Here is a 17405-nt window from a genome sequence, read left to right as displayed (position 1 = left end):
CGTGGCGCCGAGAAGCGGGACCGCCGTCCCGCCAGCGGGACAACCGAGAGGCGGGGCGACCCAGAGGCGAGGCGGCCGAGAGGCGGGGCGACCGTCCCACCAGCGGGACAACCAAGAGGCGAGACGACCGAGGGACGGTGCGGCCGAGAAACGAGGCAGCTGAGAGACGAGGCGACCGTTCCAACGGCGGGACCGCGATCCGGGTCAGGCTGCGAGTAGGGCGAGGTCGTCGGCGAGGTCGCGTAGCGAATACGGTGGGACGGCACCGTGGGTGACGGCGGCGTGCAGGTGGCGCCAGGCGGCGCGGTACGCGCTCTCGTACACGGTGGGAAACAGGTGCTCGCCGTCCGCGTCGGTGCGGACGACGGTGGCCGGGCCGGCCGTGGCGGGGTCGGCGAACGAGAGGCGCCACTGAACGCTGGGTCCCAGCACGTCCAACCGTGCCCGCCGGGTGCCCAGGCCGGAGACGGTCGCGGCGAGGTGGACGGGCACCTCGCCGACCTGAGCGCGGGCGAGGTGCCCATGCGCGTCGGCCTGGATCACCTCGACGGCGCGGGCGGGGGCGAGCGCGGTACGCAGCAGTGCGAGCTGGTCCAGCAGGACGTCCGCCGGGGATCGCCCCGCCGGGACCGTCGCCGTTACCTCGATCAGTGAGGCGCCCTCGGTGTTCAGCGCTCCGGCCACGGCCGTCACCCCCGGGTCGAGCGCCCAGGGTCCGGCCACGACGACGGGGACGCCGATCGCGTGCGCGTGTTCGGCCAGTTCACGTACACGTTCGGCGAGTTCACGCACCCCCGCGACGTCCGCGGCATGAGCGGCGTCCGCAGCGCGGCCGGTGTCCGCGGCGTCAGTGGCGCGGGCGGTCTGCGCGGCGTCAGTGGCGTCAGTGGCGCGGGCGGTGTCCGCGGCGTCACTGGCGTCAGTGGCCATGGTGCCGGTGAGCAGGATGCCGCTCGGCCGGTCGTGAAGGGCGGCGCGCAGGGCGGCCAGGGTCGTCACGGCGACGACCGCCCCTGCGCCAGGCCCGCCACTCGCTCCGCCGCTCAGTCCGTCACTCGCCCCGGCGCTCAGCCCGTCACTCGCCCGGGTGCTCAGCCCGGCGCCCGGCCTGACGGGGCGGAAGTACTTGGGCAGCGAGGCGAGGATGGCGTGGACGGCGGGGTTGTCGGCGACCTCGGTGAGCGTGACGGGGAGTGGGGCGAGAATGTCGGTGGTCATGCGGCGATTCCTTGGAGCAGGAGGTCGGCGGCGCGTTCTGCCAGGTCCAGCGCGTAGGCGAGGTCGTCGACCAGGTCGGTGGCGCGGTAGCGGAGTGGTTCGGCGCCGGTGGCCAGGGCGGCGAGGTGCCGCCATTCCGCGGTGTAGCCGTTGTCGGAGTCGGGGCCGAAGGTGCGCAGGCCGGTGGCGGTACGCAGCTGCGCGGTGGCCGAGCCGGCCCGCACGTACGACGGGGTGAAGTCGAGCCGCAGCTCGCCACCGTCGCCCCACACTTCGAAGCTCCACTCCTCCCGCCAGCCGCCGTGCAGGTACCCGATGAGCTCAGCGGTCCGCCCGCCGCCCCGGAAGGTGAGGACGTACCCGAACGGGGCGAGCGGACGGGCGACGTCGATGCGCTCGACGTGCGGCAGGAAGCGCCGTACCAGCGGGAGGTTGTGGATGGCCAGGCCGAGGATCGCGGCCTGGATGGACGCCGCCCGCACCGCCGGATCCGAGGGGTCGCCGCCGCGGACCGGGAACACCGGTTCGGCGTGCAGTTGGGTGGCCAGGGTCTCGAAGCGGGAGTTGGGTGGGAGCACGATGCGCGAGCGCACCCGCCGGGCGGTGGCGGGCAGGTCGCCCCAGTGCCGCTCGGCGGCGAGCCAGGCCGGGTCGTAGGTGTGCATGGCGCCGACCACGATCGGTACGCCGGTGTCCTGGGACGCCTTGGCGATCCTGCGGGCATCGTCCAGAGTGGTGGCCAGTGGCTTCTCCACCAGGACCGCCTTCTTGCCAGCCCGGCAGGCGGCCTCGGCCTGCTCGGTATGGAAGGTGTGCGGGCTGCACACGGCGACGATCTCGACGGCCGGGTCCGCGAGCAGTTCTTCGACAGAGGTGCCGTGGGCGGCGCCGGTGCGGGCGGCGACCGCGGCCGCGGTGCCCTCGTCGACGTCCATGACGCGGGCTACGTGCAGCCGGTCGGACAGCCCGGCGACGGCGGGGAGATGGATGGCCTGGGTGACCGGGCCCGCGCCGATGAATCCGACGCCTGTGGTCGTCATCGGGCCGCCTCCCGTGTGACGCCGAGGTGGGTGGTGACCCATTGGTGCGACAGGACCGCGCTGTCCTTGGGAGTGCCGTGGTCGGGCACGTCGACCTCGACCACCAGCCAGCCGCCGAAGTCGGCGGGCAGCGCACCGAGTGTTCCGTCGAGATCCACGTCACCTTGGCCGGGCTCGGTCCACAGGTGGCGGGCCACGGTGGCCTGCCAGTAGTCCGCGCCCGCCTCGCGAGCCTGCCGGGCGACGGCGGTGTGGACGTCCTTGATGTGCGCGGCGCCGACCCGCTCGCGGTAATGGGTGATCAGCTCGACCGGATCCGCGCCCGCCCAGTGCAGGTGGCCGGTGTCGGGTCCGAAGGACAGCAGTCCCGGGTCGATGGCGTCCAGGACCGCGCGGGTCTCCACCTCGGTCTCGATCCAGGTGCCGACGTGCGGGTGCACGCACGGGCGCAGACCCTCGGCGGTGATGACCTCGCAGGCTCGGGCGAGGTTCTCGATGATGGTGTCGAGTCTGCCCGGATCGTACGCGGCGCCGACCGCGGGTGTGGCGATCCGTTCGGGGGTGAGGGCCGAGGCGATGAACACCTCGGTCATGCCGAGCGCGGCCTGCGTTCCCGCGTGTCGCCTGGCGCGTTCGAGGATGTCCGGCAGGGCGTCGGGGCTTTCGTACGAGCCCTGGAAGTAGCCGGGCGCCGAGGCGAGTCCGTACTCCTCGAGGAGGGCGCGGTACGCGGCCGGGGGCATGCCCTCGGGCACGTCGGCCTGGACTGCGGTGAAGCCCGCTTCGGCGATCTCGGCAAAGGCGGTGCGCAGGGTGGGCACGTCCAGCGTGAGGCCGGACGGCCCGAGCAGCCACGGCAGGGGGTTGATGCCGATCATCTGGGTCCTTCCAAGGGCGCGGATACCCGCGTCGCGCCTGTTCCATGGCGTAACGACGCCCATCAGGGAAATGTGATCAAGTGTTAACCTTTGAGACTCAAAACGTAAACGGATGATAGCTTTTGACGCAAGAGGGCGATCCGAAGATTTTTGTGGGAGGGTCGGAGGGTGGGGAAGGTCGGCGGGGCTCCGCGTGGCCCATACCGGAGCGGCATCAAGCGCCGCGAGCAGATCGTCAAGGCCGCCGCCAAGGCCTTCGGCGAGCGCGGCTACAACGGCGCGTCCATGCGGCAGATCGCCGCGGACGTGGGGGTCTCACCCGCGGCTCTGCTCCGCCACTTCCAGGACAAGGAGGAGTTGCTCGCCGCGGTGCTCGAATGGTGGGCGGGGGAGACCGCCGCGCTGCGCGTGGAGGAGCGGAGCGGGCTGGCGGCCTTCGAGGACCTGCGCGACTTCATGGCGTACCACACCCAGCACCGGGGCCTGCTCGAGCTGTTCATCCACCTCATGGGCGAGGCGTCCAACGAGAAGCATCCGGCGCGAGCCTTCATCCAGAACCGTTACACGGGGACCGTGAACATGCTGGTCAAGCGCCTGCTCGTGGCGGCGGAGAGGGGAGAGATCCCGCCGTTGACCGACGCGCAGGCCGAGGCGGAAGCACGCGGACTCTGCGCCTCCATGGACGGCCTCGAGATCCAGTGGCTGCTTGATCCCACGGTGGACCTCGTCGGCCTGTTCGGCTTCCATCTCGACCACACGCTGGAGCGGTGGAAGAGCGGCGTGTACGCGCCGCTCCCCCTCGGGGGTCTCTGAGCGATCGGCCGGCCAGGGTCACCTGCCGCCGATGAAGTACCTGGCGGGGATGAAGAGCTCGTGCCCGGTGTTGAAAAGCACCCGCACCCCGGCGGTCGTCCACTCTGTCGTCTTGACAGAGTCGGCGGACGTTTCGATGTCCACCCAATGGCCGTAAGAAAGGCTGGGGTCCCGGCCGACGAAGATCTGGTGCGACTCCCCGGCAAGGGCGCTGCGATGAATCAGAGCCAGCAGATGCTTGGAATTGTCGGTGTAGGCCACAGTGGCCGGCTGGTCGCTGCGATAGACCACCTCGGACCGCGGCCACCGCACCGCGACGGACAGCGCCACACCCAGCGCGATGCCGAGAACGACCAGCCCGAGTCCCTTCAGCCGCCGGGACCGGTGCGGGCGGGTTAACGGCGGCTCCACAGCCACGGGCGAAGTCATCAACGGCCTCCGTAATGGTCGATTTCGTAGTTGGTCGCTCCGGCATGAGGAAAAGTTCGCGAGCGCCAATGGTGACTGGCGCTTCAGCGCCTCAGACGTGCACCACCGCGGCGTGGGCGTGCCCGCGGCTGCGACCGACCTCCACCTTGACCGAGCGCTTGGCCTTGCGCACGCCGCGGCTGCGCTTCTTGACCGATTTCACCCGCCAGGGCAGCGTGATCTTCACCTCGTCGGCAGTCCTGGACGGGTCGGAGACCGCCAGCCGTACCCGCCCGTGGTCGCGGCGGATCAGCAGCGTGCAGGGGCCGTCGGCGTGGAGCGGTCCGTCCGCGGTCTCGACGGTCCCCGCGCGCCAGAAGACGGCGGCGAGCACGTTGTCGCGGGCGATGGCCTGCACTGTCCGGGAGTTGGCGAGGATCTTGATCCGCGGCCCGTACGCCGCGGTCTGCGCGATGGAGGCGTCGGGCAGGACGGCATAGGCGTAGCGCGCCTTGCGCGGATCGACGCCATGGTCGAGGAGGATCGTCGTGTAGTGCCTGGTGACGGGGGTGCTGTCGCCGCCGGTGGTGGCGCCCTTGTCGATGTCGCGCCAGCGGCCGGTGCGCTGCTCGCGGATCACCTTCGCGTCGGCGCCGTCGAGCAGCGCGTAGCCGGCCACGCCGGACAGGTGGACCCAGCCGTCGCCCCGGGTCAGCGGCGGATGCCAGTCGTGGGTGTTGCGGTTCTCCACGATGGTCTCGATGCGGCGGCCGTCGGAGGCGGCGATGCCGGCGCCCAGGGCGATCACCGCGTCATCGAGCAGGAACCACGCCTTCTTGGCCCGCAGTGAGGAGCCGTCGGCGATCAGCTTCATGGCCGCCACGCCGTACTCGCCGTCGAGTGCCACGCCGCCCGCCCACGGGGTGGGCGGCAGGCGGCGCTTGCTGTGCGAGAGGGGGGCACGCCTGCGCGTGTCGACCGTCGTGCCCGGCAGCCGGTGCGGGTCGATCGTCGGCCACAGGTCGTCGTTCCAGTGGGTGAGGTCGGCGGTGTAGAGGTAGGTCATGCCGTCGCCGGTGTACCAGCCGTGCAGGTTCTCCTGGTTCATGGCCTCGGCTGCGCCGATGCGCTGCGAGCTCATCGCGATCGCGTAGGCCCAGGTGGGGCGGCGGTGCACGACCCGGTCCATGTCGGCGAAGACGTACGTGCCCGTCATGCGCGGGCCGACCGGCACCGACAGGTCGTCCAGCAGGGCCTTGGCCCCGGCGATGCTCGCCAGCGGGGCGAGCGTGGGGGCGGCCTGGTTACGGGTGATCCAGCCCTTCACCAGCGGTCGCCAGCGCTCGGCGTAGCGCTCGGGCGCCGCCTCCAGCAGGGTGAGGATGGACTCGACCGCCTTCTCCCCCGAGTGGTGGTCGCGGTGGCCCTGCACCGAGATCTGCCGGCCGCGTACGCAGTCCATCATCAGCCCGTCGAAGATGAACGGCGCGAACGAGCGATCCACGAGGTCGTAGACGTTGCCGATTCCGGTGATCTCCCACGGTGACCTCGCGAGCATGGCGATCAGCTTGGCCACGCTCTCCAGGTAGTCCACGCCGTAACTGCCGTTGTAGGGAAACACGTCGTGCTGGATGAACGACCCGTCACGGTAGAAGCCGTCGCCCGGCCCCTTGGTCGGCCGCAGCAGGTCGGAGACCGCGTTCCTGGCCCGCTTGACGAGGCGGGCGTCGTGGGTGAGCAATCCGCGCATCGCCACCGCCGTGGCCTTGCCCGCCCGGTTGGCGCCGGTCTCGACGACGCCGGGGTGGCTGACGCGGCGCTCCGGGTTGGGACACCAGCGGCGCAGGGGGCGCAGCCAGCGCTCAAGGCGGTCCTTGGGCAGGCCGTCGTACAGCAGGGCGCAGGTGTCGGTCAGCGCGCGGGGGACGCCGATCTCCCACCAGTACCAGTTGCTGCCCCGCCGGTCGAGTCCCTCGTGGTAGGCGTGCTTGTACAGGAAGTCCAGCGCCATGATCGCGGTGTCGGCGACCCGCCCGTCCCGGTGCATGGTGGTGCCCGGCGTGGCCCAGCCCAGCGCCAGGGTGCGCATGCGGTTGTAGGCGCGGTTGAAGTTGCCCGTACGGGGGTCGTCGAGCGGCAGGTCGGGCCACAGGCTCGGGCGGCCGGGGTCGGGCTTCAGCTTGCGCAGCACCGCGCCGGCCGAGCCGTCGACCGCCTGCGCCTTGTCGGTGTAGACGGAGTCGAACGACCCGCCGGCCAGCATGCTCACCCACCGCTCACGCGCGGCGTCGAACGTGGCGGCACCGAACGTGGCGGCACCGGCCGCCTCGGCCGGTCTGTCCCAGAGAGCGAGGCCGACCACGGCCGAGGTGCCCAGCAGGGCGGACCGCCGGCTGAGGGGGTGGGTCATGGCGGCCTTCCGACTATCGGGCGAACATCAGCTCAAAGGATCATATGTCGACTCGCCCACAGCCCGGATCCGCCGTGCTCACCAGTCATGGACGGTGCCGTCCGCGAGCCGGTTGAACGGCAGGTACGCCGGTTGGTACGGGAATCGCGCCGCGGCCTTCTCATCGAGCTCCACGCCGAGTCCCGGCAGCCCGCCGGGGTGCAGGTAGCCGTCGGTGAAGCTGAACGACTGCTGGAACACCTCGTTGGTCGCCTGGCCGTGCTGCATGTACTCCTGGATGCCGAAGTTGTGGATCGCCAGGTCCAGGTGCAGGGCGGCGGCCATGCCGACCGGCGAGATGTCGGTCGGGCCGTGGATGCCGGACTTGATCTGGTACTGGGCGGCGTAGTCGAGCAGCTTCCGCATGGCCGTGATCCCCCCGGTGTGGGTGACGGCGGAGCGGACGTAGTCGATGAGCTGTTCGCGGATCAGGGTCTGGTAGTCCCACACGGTGTTGAAGACCTCGCCGATGGCCAGCGGGGTGGTGGTGTGCCGCCGTACCAGGCGCAGCGCCTCCTGGTTCTCGGCCGGTGTGCAGTCCTCCAGCCAGAACAGGTCGTACGGCTCAAGGGCCTTGCCGAGCTTGGCGGCCTGGATCGGGGTCATCCGATGGTGCCCGTCGTGCAGCAGCGGTAGCTCGGGCCCGAACTCGTTGCGCACCGCCTCGAAGACGCCGGGCAGGTGGCGCAGGTAGGCGCGGGTGTCCCAGTCCTCTTCGGCGGGCAGCGCGGTGCGCTGGGCCGGCTCGTAGTCGTACCGCTTGCCGTCGGCACTGGGCTGGGCGGCTACTCCGTACACGGCGTTGATGCCAGGTACGGAGGTCTGCACCCGGATCGACCGGTAACCCATGTCCAGGTGCAGGCGGATCGAGTCGAACAGCTCCTGCAGATCCCGGCCCGAGGCGTGCCCGTACGCCATGATCCCGTTCCGGGAGGCGCCGCCGAGCAGTTGGTAGAGCGGCATCCCGGCGGCCTTGGCCTTGATGTCCCAAAGCGCCACGTCCACGGCCGCGATGGCGGCCATGGTGACAGGCCCGCGCCGCCAGTACGCCGAGCGGTAGAGGAACTGCCAGGTGTCCTCGATGCGATGCGGGTCCCGCCCGAGCAGGAGGGGGACAACGTGGTCGGCCAGGTACGACGCGACCGCCAGCTCACGCCCGTTGAGGGTGCCGTCTCCCAGCCCGGTGACCCCCTCGTCCGTCGTGATCTTGAGGGTGACGAAGTTGCGGTCGGGGCTGGCGACGATGACGTCCGCTGCGATGATCTTCACGCAGATGCCTTTCTCACAGGTGGTGGCGGCGAGGTCGAGGGATCACGCTCACCATTCGGCGTAGGAACCGTCCCGGTGCCGCCAGATGGGGCTGCGCCAGGCGTGTCCTCGTTCGCCGGCGGAGCGGACCGCCTGATCGTCGACCTCGATCCCCAGGCCGGGCGCGGTGAGCCGCTCGACGTACCCGTCCACGAAAGCCAACGGGGTCTTGTCGAGGCAGTAGTCGAGCACCTCGGCGCCGCGGTTGTAGTGGATGCCGATGCTCTGTTCTTGGATGAGGTAGTTCGGCGTGGCGAAGCCGATCTGCAGGCAGGCCGCGAGGGCGATCGGGCCGAGCGGGCAGTGCGGGGCGAGCTGCACGTCGTACATCTCGGCGAGGGTGGCGATCTTGCGTACCTCGGTGATGCCGCCGGCGTGCGAGAGGTCAGGCTGGGCGACCGCGATGCCGGCTTGGAGGGCGGGCAGGAACTCCTGCCGGCTGTAGAGCCGCTCCCCCGTCGACACCGGGATGGTGGTCGAGCGGACGAACTCGCCGATGAGGTGGGAGTTCTCCGGGACGACCGGCTCCTCCAGGAACAGCGGCCGATACGGCTCCAGCAGCGGCGCCAGACGGCGGGCGTTGGCCAGGGTGAACCGCCCGTGCAGGTCGACGGCGACGTCACGGTCGTCGCCGAGCACCTCGCGGGCGGCGGCCACCCGGGCGACCACGCCGTTCAGTTCGGCGACCGAGGCGACCGGGCTCATCTTGCCGGAGGCGTTCATCTTCACCGCGGTGAGCCCGGCCTCGACCTGGGCGGCGATGTGGTCGCGGACCTCGCTGGGCTCGTCGCCGCCGACCCAGCCGTACATCCGGATCCGGTCCCGGACCGGACCGCCGAGCAGCTGGTGCACCGGGGCGCCGAAGTGCTTGCCGGCGATGTCCCAGAGGGCCTGGTCGAGGCCCGCCACGGCGCTGGCCAGGATCGGACCGCCCCGGTAGAACGAGCCCTTGGTCAGCACCTGCCAGTGGTCCTCGATGCGCAGCGCGTCCCGGCCGATCAGCAGCTCCGCGAGCTGGTCGATGGCGGCGCGGACGGTCTCGGAGCGCCCTTCGCAGGTGGCCTCACCCCAGCCGACGATCCCGGAGTCGGTCTCCACCCGGACGAAGAGCCAGCGGGGGGCGACGAGAAAGGTCTCGATGCGGGCGATGGTCGTCATGCCGGTCAGCCCTTTGTCGCGCCGGCGGTGAGGCCGGAGACCACGTATTTCTGCACGAACAAGGCGATCACCATGATCGGTACGGTGACCACGGTGGCCGCGGCCATCAGACCGCCCCAGTCGATGCTGGCGTAGCCGACGAAGTCGAAGATCGCCACGGGCAGGGTCTTGGTGTCCGCGTCGGAGAGCACGAGCGCGAACATGAAGTTGTTCCAGGAGAAGATGAAGGACAAGATCCCCGCGGTGGCGATACCCGGCACGGACAGCGGCAGCAGGATGCGGCGGAACGCGCCGATGTGGGTCAGCCCGTCGACCAGCCCCGCCTCCTCCAGCTCCTCGGGCAGGCTGTCGAAGTAGCCCATCATGATGTAGACCACCAGCGGCAGCGCGACGAACATGTGGCTGAGGATCAGCACCCCGAAGCCGCCGACCATCTTCAGGTTGGAGAAGACGTAATACCAGGGCACCAGCAGCGAGACACCGGGGATGACCCGGGCCATCAGCACCACCAGCGCGGACTTTCTCATGTTGAACCGGCTCATCGAGTACGCGGCCGGCAGGCCGAGGATCAGCGACGCCACGGTGGCGGCGAACGCCACCCAGAGGCTGTTGAGGATGAACTCGACGTAGTTGGCCTGCTGGAGCACCTTGGCGTAGTTGTCCATGGTGGGTGAGAAGGCGAGCGCCTTGCCCGGGTCGTAGATGTCGACGTTGGTCTTGAACGACGCGGCGATCATCCAGAGCAGCGGCGCGAGCAGCGAGAGCACCACGAAGGTGAGTGCCACCACCCGGAACACCCGGTACGCGGGACGGGGCTTCATCGCTTGGCCTCCTTGCGCCGGGCGGTCAGGGCCCACATCGCCCCGATGATGATCAGGAAGAAGAGGATGAGGACGGTGGAGGAGACGCCGTACTCGTTGTAGTCGAAGCTGAGGCCGTAGGCGTACACGTTCAGCGTCTCTACCTCGTGGAACGAACCGCCGCCGCGGCCCTTCGTGGCGTAGAGGATGTCGAAGGTCTTCAGCGCGTCGATGCCGCGAAGCAGGATCGCCACGGTCAGCGTGGGCCCCAGCAGCGGCAGGGTCACGTGCCGGAAACGCTGCCAGGTGCTGGCGCCGTCGATGCGCGCCGCCTCCTGCGGCTCGTCCGACAGTGAGGTGAGCCCGGCGAGCAGGATCAGCGTCACCATCGGTGTCCACTGCCACACGTCGATGAAGATCGTGGTGGGCAAGGCCGTGTGCTGGCCGGCGAGCCACGGCTGCGGCCCGATGCCGACCCAGCCGAGGATCTGGTTGGCCATGCCGATGTTCGGGTCGAAGATGAGCCGCCACATCATGCCGACCGCGACCGGGGTGGCGACGAGCGGCATCAGGATGGCGACCCGGACCCATCTCTGCCCTTTGAACGGCCGCCACAGCAGCAGGGCGATCGCCATCCCGAGGACCACCTCGAACAGCAGCGCGACCACCGTGAACGTGGCGGTCCGTCCTACGGCGGGCCAGAACCGGGCGGTGTCCGTGAAGACGTCGAGGTAGTTCTGGAAGCCCACGAACTCGCTCTCCGCGCGGACGGATCCCTCGGCGTCGGTCAGGCTGAGATAGCCGGTCCAGGCCAGTGGGAACACGATCAGCGCGGTGACGAAGGCCATCGCGGGCGCGGCGAAGAGCCACTTGCGGTGGTCATTGGCCCAGCGCACCCAGCCGGGCGTGTCGGGGGCGCTGGGCGGCGCCTCGGTGGTGGTGATCGTTGCCATACTTACTTGGCCTCGTCGTCCAGGAACTTCTGGAATGCGGCGTTGGCCGTGTCAGCGGCCGCCGCGGCGTCCTTGCCGGTGATCGCATCGACGATCGGCTGGCCGACGATCTCGCGGGCCTCGGGAACCTTCACGACCAGCGGCCGGTCATGGCCCACCCCGGCCTTGGTGCTGACCGTGATGGCCTCCACCAGGTCCTTCGGGAAGGTCGAGGTGCCCTGCGGGTTGGCCCAGACGGAGCTACGGGCGCCCGGCACGCCGGACGTCTGCTGGCTGAGCGTCTGGCCCTTGCCGGTGGCCCACTCGATGAACTTCCAGGCGTTTGCCTGGTTCTCCGAGCTGGAGTTGATGCCCAGTGCCCACGACGGGATGTTGTACGGCTTCGAACCGGCCGGGCCGGCCGGGAACGGCGCGAAGCCGACCTTGTCCGCGACCTTGGATTTGGCCGGATCGGTGGCGTTCTTGTAGAGCGAGTCGGCCTCGGTGTAGAAGGCGGCCTTGCCCTGGGTGAAGATGGCCATCGCCTCGGGCCAGCCCATATCGGTGCTGACGTTCGCCGGGCCGGAGTCTTTGATCAGCCCGCCGTAGTAGGCGTACGCCTGCTTGGCCGCGTCGCTGTTGACCGCGGCCTTGCCGCCGCCGTCGACGAAGTCGCCGCCGAAGCTGTAGAGGAAGCTGGAGAACTGGGTGACCGCCGGCGACTTGCCGGTGCGGGCGACGAAGCCCGCGACGTCCGGCTGGGCCGCCTTGACCTTGGCGGCGGCGGCCTTCAGCTCGTCGAGGGTCTTCGGCGGGGCGCTCAGGCCGGCCTTGTCGAGCAGGTCCTTGCGGTAGTAGAGGACCTCCTGCTCGGTGATGATCGGGACACCGACCGGCTTGCCGTCGTATGTGGTGGCCTCCACCGGGCCGGCCTGGAAGTCGCTGAAGTCCCAGTCCTTGTTGGCCTTCACCTGGTCCGACAGGTCGGTCAGGTACTTGTTCTTGGCGAAGAGCTTCCCCTCCTGCAGGGGGCGGTACATCATCACGTCGATGTCGGACGAGCCGGCGTTCAGCTTGACGTTGTACTGGTCGGAGAGCTGGTCCTCGCCGAGTTGAGTGACCTCGACCTTGAGCCCGGTCTGCTTCTCGAACTCGGGCAGGGCCTTCTTGATGTTCTCCGTCCAGACGTGGTTGGCCAGGGTGACCCGGACCGTCTTGGACGCACCGCTGTCGTCACCGCCGCCACAGGCGGACAGGCTCATGGCGACAACCACGGCCAGAGAAGTACTGAATATCGATCGACGTTGCACGTCATCTCGCCTTTCTGTCATGGCCGCCGCCCCCGGAAGAGCGCCACACTCTCGTAACATCGGCTTAATTCCGGGATGCTAGGACAAAAAAGCAGACTTATTCAAGAGCTGGCTTCAACTGATATGCTTTATGCCGTGAATCAGTCCCCTCCAGAGGGCGCCCCAATCCAGCCCTCCCCTGCCGAGACTGGGCTACACGCACGCGTCCTCGACCACCTCGGCACCGCCATCTGCAGCGGCGATGTGGCCGCCGGTTCCGTCCTGAGCATCGACGACCTGGTCGACCGCTACCGGGTCTCCCGCTCGGTGATCCGCGAGGTGCTGCGGGTGCTCGCATCCATGGGACTCATCGAGACCCGGCGCCGGGTCGGGATCATGATCCAGCCCGCCGAGGGGTGGAGCGTCTTCGATCCGCAGGTGATCCGCTGGCGGCTGGCCTCGGCCGGGCGGATGGCGCAGATGCGCTCGATCACCGAGCTACGGACCGCGATCGAGCCGCACGCCGCCTGGTTGGCCGCCGAGCGGATCGACGACAACGAGGCGAGCGAGCTGGTCGGCCTCGCGGCCAAGATGTGGGCCGCGGGGAAAGCCGGCGATGAGCCGCGCTTCCTCGACCTGGACATCGAATTCCACCGGCGGGTGCTGGCCGGCTCCGGCAACGAGATGTTCGCGAAACTGCAGCTGATCGTCGCCGAGGTGCTCACCGGCCGGCACCACTACCATCTGATGCCGCACAACCCGGACGAGGAGGCGTTGCAGCTGCACACCGACGTGGCCCAGGCGATCCAGCGGCGCGACGGCGAGCGGGCCCGGGAGGCCATGGTGCGGATCATGGAGCAAGGGTTCGCCGAGATGAAGTCCTTGTGGGAGCAGGCCGTGGAGCCAGGGGGAAGGTGACCGGCTCAGCGACGAGCCGGTAGGCCGGCTCTTGCGCCGGAGACATGCCTGAACTAGCGTCTGGACACATGTCCGGCGAATTGATGACGGAGTCCACCCGCCGCCGGCTGTCCGACCGGCAGGCCGACACGGTGCGTCGTCTCACCGACGCGGCGGTCGAGGAGGTCCGGGCGAGCGGCTTCGACGGGTTCACCGTGCGCAACGTGGCGCGCCGTGCGGGGGTGGCGCCGGCCACCGCGTACACGTACTTCACCTCGAAGAACCATCTCATCACCGAGGTGTTCTGGCGGCGGCTGAGCGCGCTGCCGCCGATCCAGCCGTCCAGGCAGGCGCCACGGGAGCGGGTGATCGCGGTGCTGCGGGAGATCGCGCTGCTGGTCTCCGACGACCCCCGGCTCGCCGCCGCCTGTACGAGCGCGCTGCTCGGCACCGATCCGGACGTTCAGGAGCTGCGGCTGCGCATCGGCAAGGCCATCCGCCGACGCCTGCGGACCGCGCTGAACCCCGACGCCAAGCCGTCGGAGTCGGACGCCCGGATTCTCAACGCGCTGGAGTTCGCGTACGCGGGCGCGCTCGTGCACGCGGGCATCGGCTACAGCTCGTACGCCGAAATGGCCGACCGGCTCGCCGAGGTGGCCGAGCTGCTTCTGCAAGGCGAACCGATCCTGTGAGGTGATCGCCGTGCCCGCCCCCCACAGCACGTACGACTACAGCCCGTACGACTACGCGATCCACGAGGACCCCTACCCCGCCTACCGGTGGCTGCGCGACCAGGCGCCGCTCTACCGCAACGACGAGCTCGACTTCTGGGCGATCTCCCGGCACGCCGACGTATCGGCCGCCTTCCGGGACCACGCGCGCTACTCCAGCGTCAACGGCGTCTCCCTCGACCCGAGCGCGTGGGGCCCGGCGGCGCACCGGACGATGTCCTTCCTGGCCATGGACCCGCCCACGCACACCCGGATGCGCAATCTGGTCTCGAAGGGCTTCACGCCGCGGCGGGTGCGCGGGCTGGAGGCCGACATCCTGCGGCTGACCAGGCGATACCTCGGCCCGGCGGTGGCGGCGGGCGAGTTCGACGTGATCGCCGACTTCGCGGGCAGGCTCCCGATGGACGTGATCTCCGAGCTGATGGGCGTCCCGGAGGCCGACCGCGACGAGGTACGGCGGCTGGCCGACCTGGTGGTGCACCGCGAGGAGGGACTCAACGACATTCCGCCGGTCGGCATGGAGGCCGCGCTCGTGCTGGCCGGCTACTACGAGGACCTGGTCGCGGAACGCCGCCGCAGACCGGGGTCCGATCTCACTTCGGCGCTGCTCGCCGCTCAGGAGGGCAAGGACCGGATGACCGACGAGGAGGTCATCGCGTTCCTGTTCCTCATGGTCGTGGCGGGCAACGAGACCACCACCAAGCTGCTCGCCAACGCCCTGTACTGGGGCTGGCGCAACCCCGAGCAGCTGGCCAAGGTGCTGGCCGACCCGGGCGTAGTGCCCGCGTGGGTCGAGGAGACGCTGCGGTTCGACACCTCCAGCCAGATGATCGCGCGCACGGTCACCGAGGAAACCGAGCTGTACGGCACCCGCGTCCCGGCCGGCGAGCGGATGCTGCTGCTGATCGGGGCGGCCAACCGCGACGAGCGGGCGTTCGCCGATCCCGACGCCTACGACCTGGACCGGGACACCGCGCCGCTGATCAGCTTCGGCGGTGGGAGGCACTTCTGCCTCGGCGCCAACCTGGCCCGGTTGGAGGCGAGGCTGGCTTTGACCGAGTTCGTGCGCGTGGTCCGGGCCTACGACCTCGACGCCGGGCGGGCCGTACGCGTGCACTCCGTCAACGTCAGGGGCTTCGCCGCCTTACCCATGACCGTCACCCCCCGATAAGGAGGCCCGCCTTCATGCCCCGATTCGCCCCCCACCCGGAACACCGCCCCGCGCTGGTCGCCGGGGCCTCGTCCGGGATCGGCGCGGCCACCGCCACCTTGCTCGCCGCCGCCGGTCATCCGGTGGCCCTCGGCGCCCGCCGCGTGGACCGGTGCGAGCAGATCGCCACGGCCATCCGTGAGAAGGGCGGCCAGGCCGTCGCCCTCCCGCTGGACGTCTCCGACTCCGACTCGGTCAAGGCGTACGTGGCGGCGGCCGCGGACGCGTACGGCGATGCGGAGATCGTCGTCTCGGGCGCCGGGGACCTGAGCGCCGAGCGGGTCCACGAGCTCGATCCGGAGGCGTTCGCCGCGCAGCTCCAGGTGCACCTGGTCGGCGCGCACCGGCTGGTGTCCCAGGTGGTGCCCGGCATGGTCACCCGGGCGCGCGGCGACGTCGTGTTCGTCTCCTCCGACGTGGTGCCGTCGCCGCGGCCCCGCATGGGCGCCTACGTCGCGGCGAAGAACGGCATCGAGGGGATGGCCCGGGCCATGCGGATGGAGCTGGAGGGCTCCGGCGTGCGGGTGTCGGTGGTCCGGCCCGGCCCGACGATGACGGGGATGGGCATGACCTGGGACGCCGAGACCACCGCCGCCGTGCTGGAGGACTGGGCGGCGTGGGGTCTGGCCCGGCATCCGTACTTCCTCAAGCCGGAGCAGGTCGCCGAGGTGATCATGACCGTGGCGACCGCGCCGCGCGGCGTCCACCTGACGCTGGTGGAGGTCCAGCCGGAAAGGGCGGTCCCGTCATGAAGGATCCGGCGATCGTCTCCGGTGGTCCCGACCACCTCGACGAGCTGCGCGGCGATCCCATCGGCCTGATGCGCCGCGTGCGCGAGGAGTGCGGCGACGTCGGGGAGTTCCGGCTGGCCGGCCGCCCGGTGGTGCTGCTGTCCGGGGCCGAGGCGAACGAGTTCTTCTTCCGCGCCCCGGACGAGGAGCTCGACCAGGCCGAGGCGTACCCCTTCATGACGCCGATCTTCGGCGAGGGCGTGCTCTTCGACGCGACGCCCGAGCAGCGCCGCGAGGCCCTGCACAATCAGGCGCTCAAGGGCTCCTTCCTCAAGGGCCACGCCGCGACGATCGCCGCCGAGGTGGACGCGATGGTCGGCGCGTGGGGCGAGGAGGGCGAGATCGACCTGCTCGACTGGTTCGCCGAGCTGACCATCTACACCTCTTCGGCGTGCCTGATCGGCAAGCGGTTCCGCGACCAGCTCGACCGCCGCTTCGCCGAGCTCTACCACGATCTGGAGCGGGGCACCGACGCGATCGCCTACGTCGATCCACACGCCGACATCGACAGCTTCCGCCGTCGCGACGCCGCCCGCGTCGAGCTCGTGGCGCTGGTCGAGGGCATCATGCGGGGCCGGGCCGCGGCGCCGCGCCCGCCCCGCGAGGAGCGGGACCTGCTCGACGTGCTGATGTCGATCCGGGCGGACGACGGGACGCCTCGCTTCTCCGCGGATCTGATCACCGGGATGTTCATCTCGATGATGTTCGCCGGGCATCACACCACCTCCGGCACCGCGGCCTGGACGCTGATCGAGCTGCTGCGCCACCCGGACGTCCTGGACGGCGTCGTACGGGAGCTGGACGACCTGTACGCCGACGGCTCGGAGATCAGCTTCCAGGCGCTGCGCGAGATCCCGCTGCTGGAGTCGGCGATCAAGGAGGCGCTGCGGCTGCACCCGCCGCTGATCCTGCTGCTGCGGGTGGCCAAGTCCGACCACGAGGTGCTCGGCTACCGCATCCCGGCCGAGACCCTGGTCGGGTGCGGTCTGGCGGTCTCCAACCGGATCCCCGGGGACTTCCCCGAGCCCGACCGCTTCGACCCCGCCCGGTACGCCAAGCCGCGCGAGGAGGACCTGCTCAATCGGTGGACCTGGGTGCCGTTCGGCGCCGGCCGGCACCGCTGCGTGGGCGCCAACTTCGCGATGATCCAGCTCAAGGCGATCTTCTCGGCGCTGCTGCGGGACTGGGAGTTCGAGCCGGCCCAGGACCCGGAGTCGTACCGCGACGACCACTCCAAGATGGTCGTCCAGCTCGCCCGGCCGTGCCTGGTCCGCTACCGGAGGCGTAGATCGTGAAGGTGCGAGCCGACCTGGACCTCTGCCAGGGCCACGCCATGTGCGAGCTGGAGGCGCCCGAGGTCTTCGAGGTCCCGCGCAAGGGCAAGGTCCGCGTCCTCGTGGACGAGCCCGGCGAGCCGCTGCGCGCCCGAGTCGAGGCCGCGGTCCGCTACTGCCCGACGCAAGCACTCAAGCTGGGAGGTTGA

17 protein-coding genes are annotated in these 17405 nt (G+C 70.1%); 7 read left to right on the top strand and 10 right to left on the bottom strand.

Annotated features, from left to right (window positions below; all coding sequences use genetic code 11):
* Window positions 1-204: 204 nt before the first annotated feature.
* Genes ACQP2T_RS29160 through ACQP2T_RS29150 form a run of 3 tightly spaced genes read right to left on the bottom strand, consistent with a single transcriptional unit; the run spans window position 205 to window position 3136 of the window.
* On the bottom strand, window positions 205-1218 hold the full coding sequence (locus ACQP2T_RS29160) for a hypothetical protein (RefSeq protein ID WP_433519237.1): 1014 nt from the start codon (window positions 1216-1218) through the stop codon (window positions 205-207).
* The gene (locus tag ACQP2T_RS29155) at window positions 1215-2258 is read right to left on the bottom strand and encodes a Gfo/Idh/MocA family protein (RefSeq protein ID WP_433519236.1); all 1044 of its coding nucleotides are present in this window, start codon (window positions 2256-2258) and stop codon (window positions 1215-1217) included. The genes ACQP2T_RS29160 and ACQP2T_RS29155 overlap by 4 nt, the downstream gene beginning before the upstream one ends.
* A complete protein-coding gene (locus tag ACQP2T_RS29150; RefSeq protein WP_433519235.1) occupies window positions 2255-3136 on the bottom strand; it encodes a sugar phosphate isomerase/epimerase family protein in 882 nt (293 codons plus the stop codon). The genes ACQP2T_RS29155 and ACQP2T_RS29150 overlap by 4 nt, the downstream gene beginning before the upstream one ends.
* A gap of 168 nt (window positions 3137-3304) precedes the next feature.
* On the opposite strand from ACQP2T_RS29150, the gene ACQP2T_RS29145 reads away from it, so the two are divergent.
* Window positions 3305-3949, top strand: a complete 645-nt coding sequence (locus ACQP2T_RS29145) for a TetR/AcrR family transcriptional regulator (protein ID WP_433519234.1) — start codon at window positions 3305-3307, stop codon at window positions 3947-3949.
* Between the two features lie 18 nt (window positions 3950-3967).
* On the opposite strand, the gene ACQP2T_RS29140 is transcribed toward ACQP2T_RS29145, so the two are convergent.
* The 7 genes from ACQP2T_RS29140 to ACQP2T_RS29110 all read right to left on the bottom strand — a co-directional run bounded on the left by ACQP2T_RS29140 (window position 3968) and on the right by ACQP2T_RS29110 (window position 12266).
* Complete coding sequence (locus ACQP2T_RS29140; protein WP_433519233.1) at window positions 3968-4378, bottom strand: hypothetical protein; 411 nt, start codon at window positions 4376-4378, stop codon at window positions 3968-3970.
* 91 nt (window positions 4379-4469) lie between these two features.
* Window positions 4470-6767 carry a polysaccharide lyase 8 family protein gene (locus ACQP2T_RS29135; RefSeq protein ID WP_433519232.1) on the bottom strand — a complete coding sequence of 766 codons (2298 nt, stop codon included), beginning with the start codon at window positions 6765-6767 and terminating at the stop codon, window positions 4470-4472.
* Between the two features lie 78 nt (window positions 6768-6845).
* On the bottom strand, window positions 6846-8075 hold the full coding sequence (gene manD, locus ACQP2T_RS29130; protein ID WP_433519231.1) for a D-mannonate dehydratase ManD: 1230 nt from the start codon (window positions 8073-8075) through the stop codon (window positions 6846-6848).
* A gap of 48 nt (window positions 8076-8123) precedes the next feature.
* Entirely contained in the window at window positions 8124-9272 is a 1149-nt protein-coding gene (dgoD, locus tag ACQP2T_RS29125) for a galactonate dehydratase (protein ID WP_433519230.1), read from the bottom strand.
* A 5-nt stretch (window positions 9273-9277) separates the two neighbouring features.
* Window positions 9278-10093: a carbohydrate ABC transporter permease gene (locus ACQP2T_RS29120; RefSeq protein WP_433519229.1), complete on the bottom strand. Its 816-nt coding sequence runs from the start codon at window positions 10091-10093 to the stop codon at window positions 9278-9280.
* Window positions 10090-11025, bottom strand: coding sequence for a carbohydrate ABC transporter permease (locus ACQP2T_RS29115; protein ID WP_433519228.1), 936 nt, complete (start codon window positions 11023-11025; stop codon window positions 10090-10092). The genes ACQP2T_RS29120 and ACQP2T_RS29115 overlap by 4 nt, the downstream gene beginning before the upstream one ends.
* Window positions 11026-11027: 2 nt before the next feature.
* Window positions 11028-12266, bottom strand: coding sequence for an ABC transporter substrate-binding protein (locus tag ACQP2T_RS29110; RefSeq protein ID WP_433519227.1), 1239 nt, complete (start codon window positions 12264-12266; stop codon window positions 11028-11030).
* 183 nt (window positions 12267-12449) lie between these two features.
* Between ACQP2T_RS29110 and ACQP2T_RS29105 the strand changes: the two genes are divergently transcribed.
* From ACQP2T_RS29105 to ACQP2T_RS29080, 6 genes are all read left to right on the top strand, one after another.
* Entirely contained in the window at window positions 12450-13211 is a 762-nt protein-coding gene (locus tag ACQP2T_RS29105) for a FadR/GntR family transcriptional regulator (RefSeq protein ID WP_433519226.1), read from the top strand.
* 68 nt (window positions 13212-13279) lie between these two features.
* Entirely contained in the window at window positions 13280-13882 is a 603-nt protein-coding gene (locus ACQP2T_RS29100) for a TetR/AcrR family transcriptional regulator (RefSeq protein ID WP_433519225.1), read from the top strand.
* 10 nt (window positions 13883-13892) lie between these two features.
* A complete protein-coding gene (locus ACQP2T_RS29095; RefSeq protein WP_433519224.1) occupies window positions 13893-15092 on the top strand; it encodes a cytochrome P450 in 1200 nt (399 codons plus the stop codon).
* Window positions 15093-15106: 14 nt separating this feature from the next.
* Complete coding sequence (locus ACQP2T_RS29090; protein ID WP_433519223.1) at window positions 15107-15883, top strand: SDR family oxidoreductase; 777 nt, start codon at window positions 15107-15109, stop codon at window positions 15881-15883.
* Complete coding sequence (locus ACQP2T_RS29085; RefSeq protein ID WP_433519222.1) at window positions 15880-17217, top strand: cytochrome P450; 1338 nt, start codon at window positions 15880-15882, stop codon at window positions 17215-17217. Before ACQP2T_RS29090 ends, ACQP2T_RS29085 begins: the two co-directional genes overlap by 4 nt.
* Window positions 17214-17405, top strand: a complete 192-nt coding sequence (locus tag ACQP2T_RS29080) for a ferredoxin (protein ID WP_433519221.1) — start codon at window positions 17214-17216, stop codon at window positions 17403-17405. Before ACQP2T_RS29085 ends, ACQP2T_RS29080 begins: the two co-directional genes overlap by 4 nt.

The sequence above is a fragment of the Nonomuraea sp. CA-143628 genome, assembly GCF_050942315.1.
GTDB lineage: Bacteria > Actinomycetota > Actinomycetes > Streptosporangiales > Streptosporangiaceae > Nonomuraea.
This window is presented reverse-complemented; position numbering and strand designations above follow the sequence as displayed.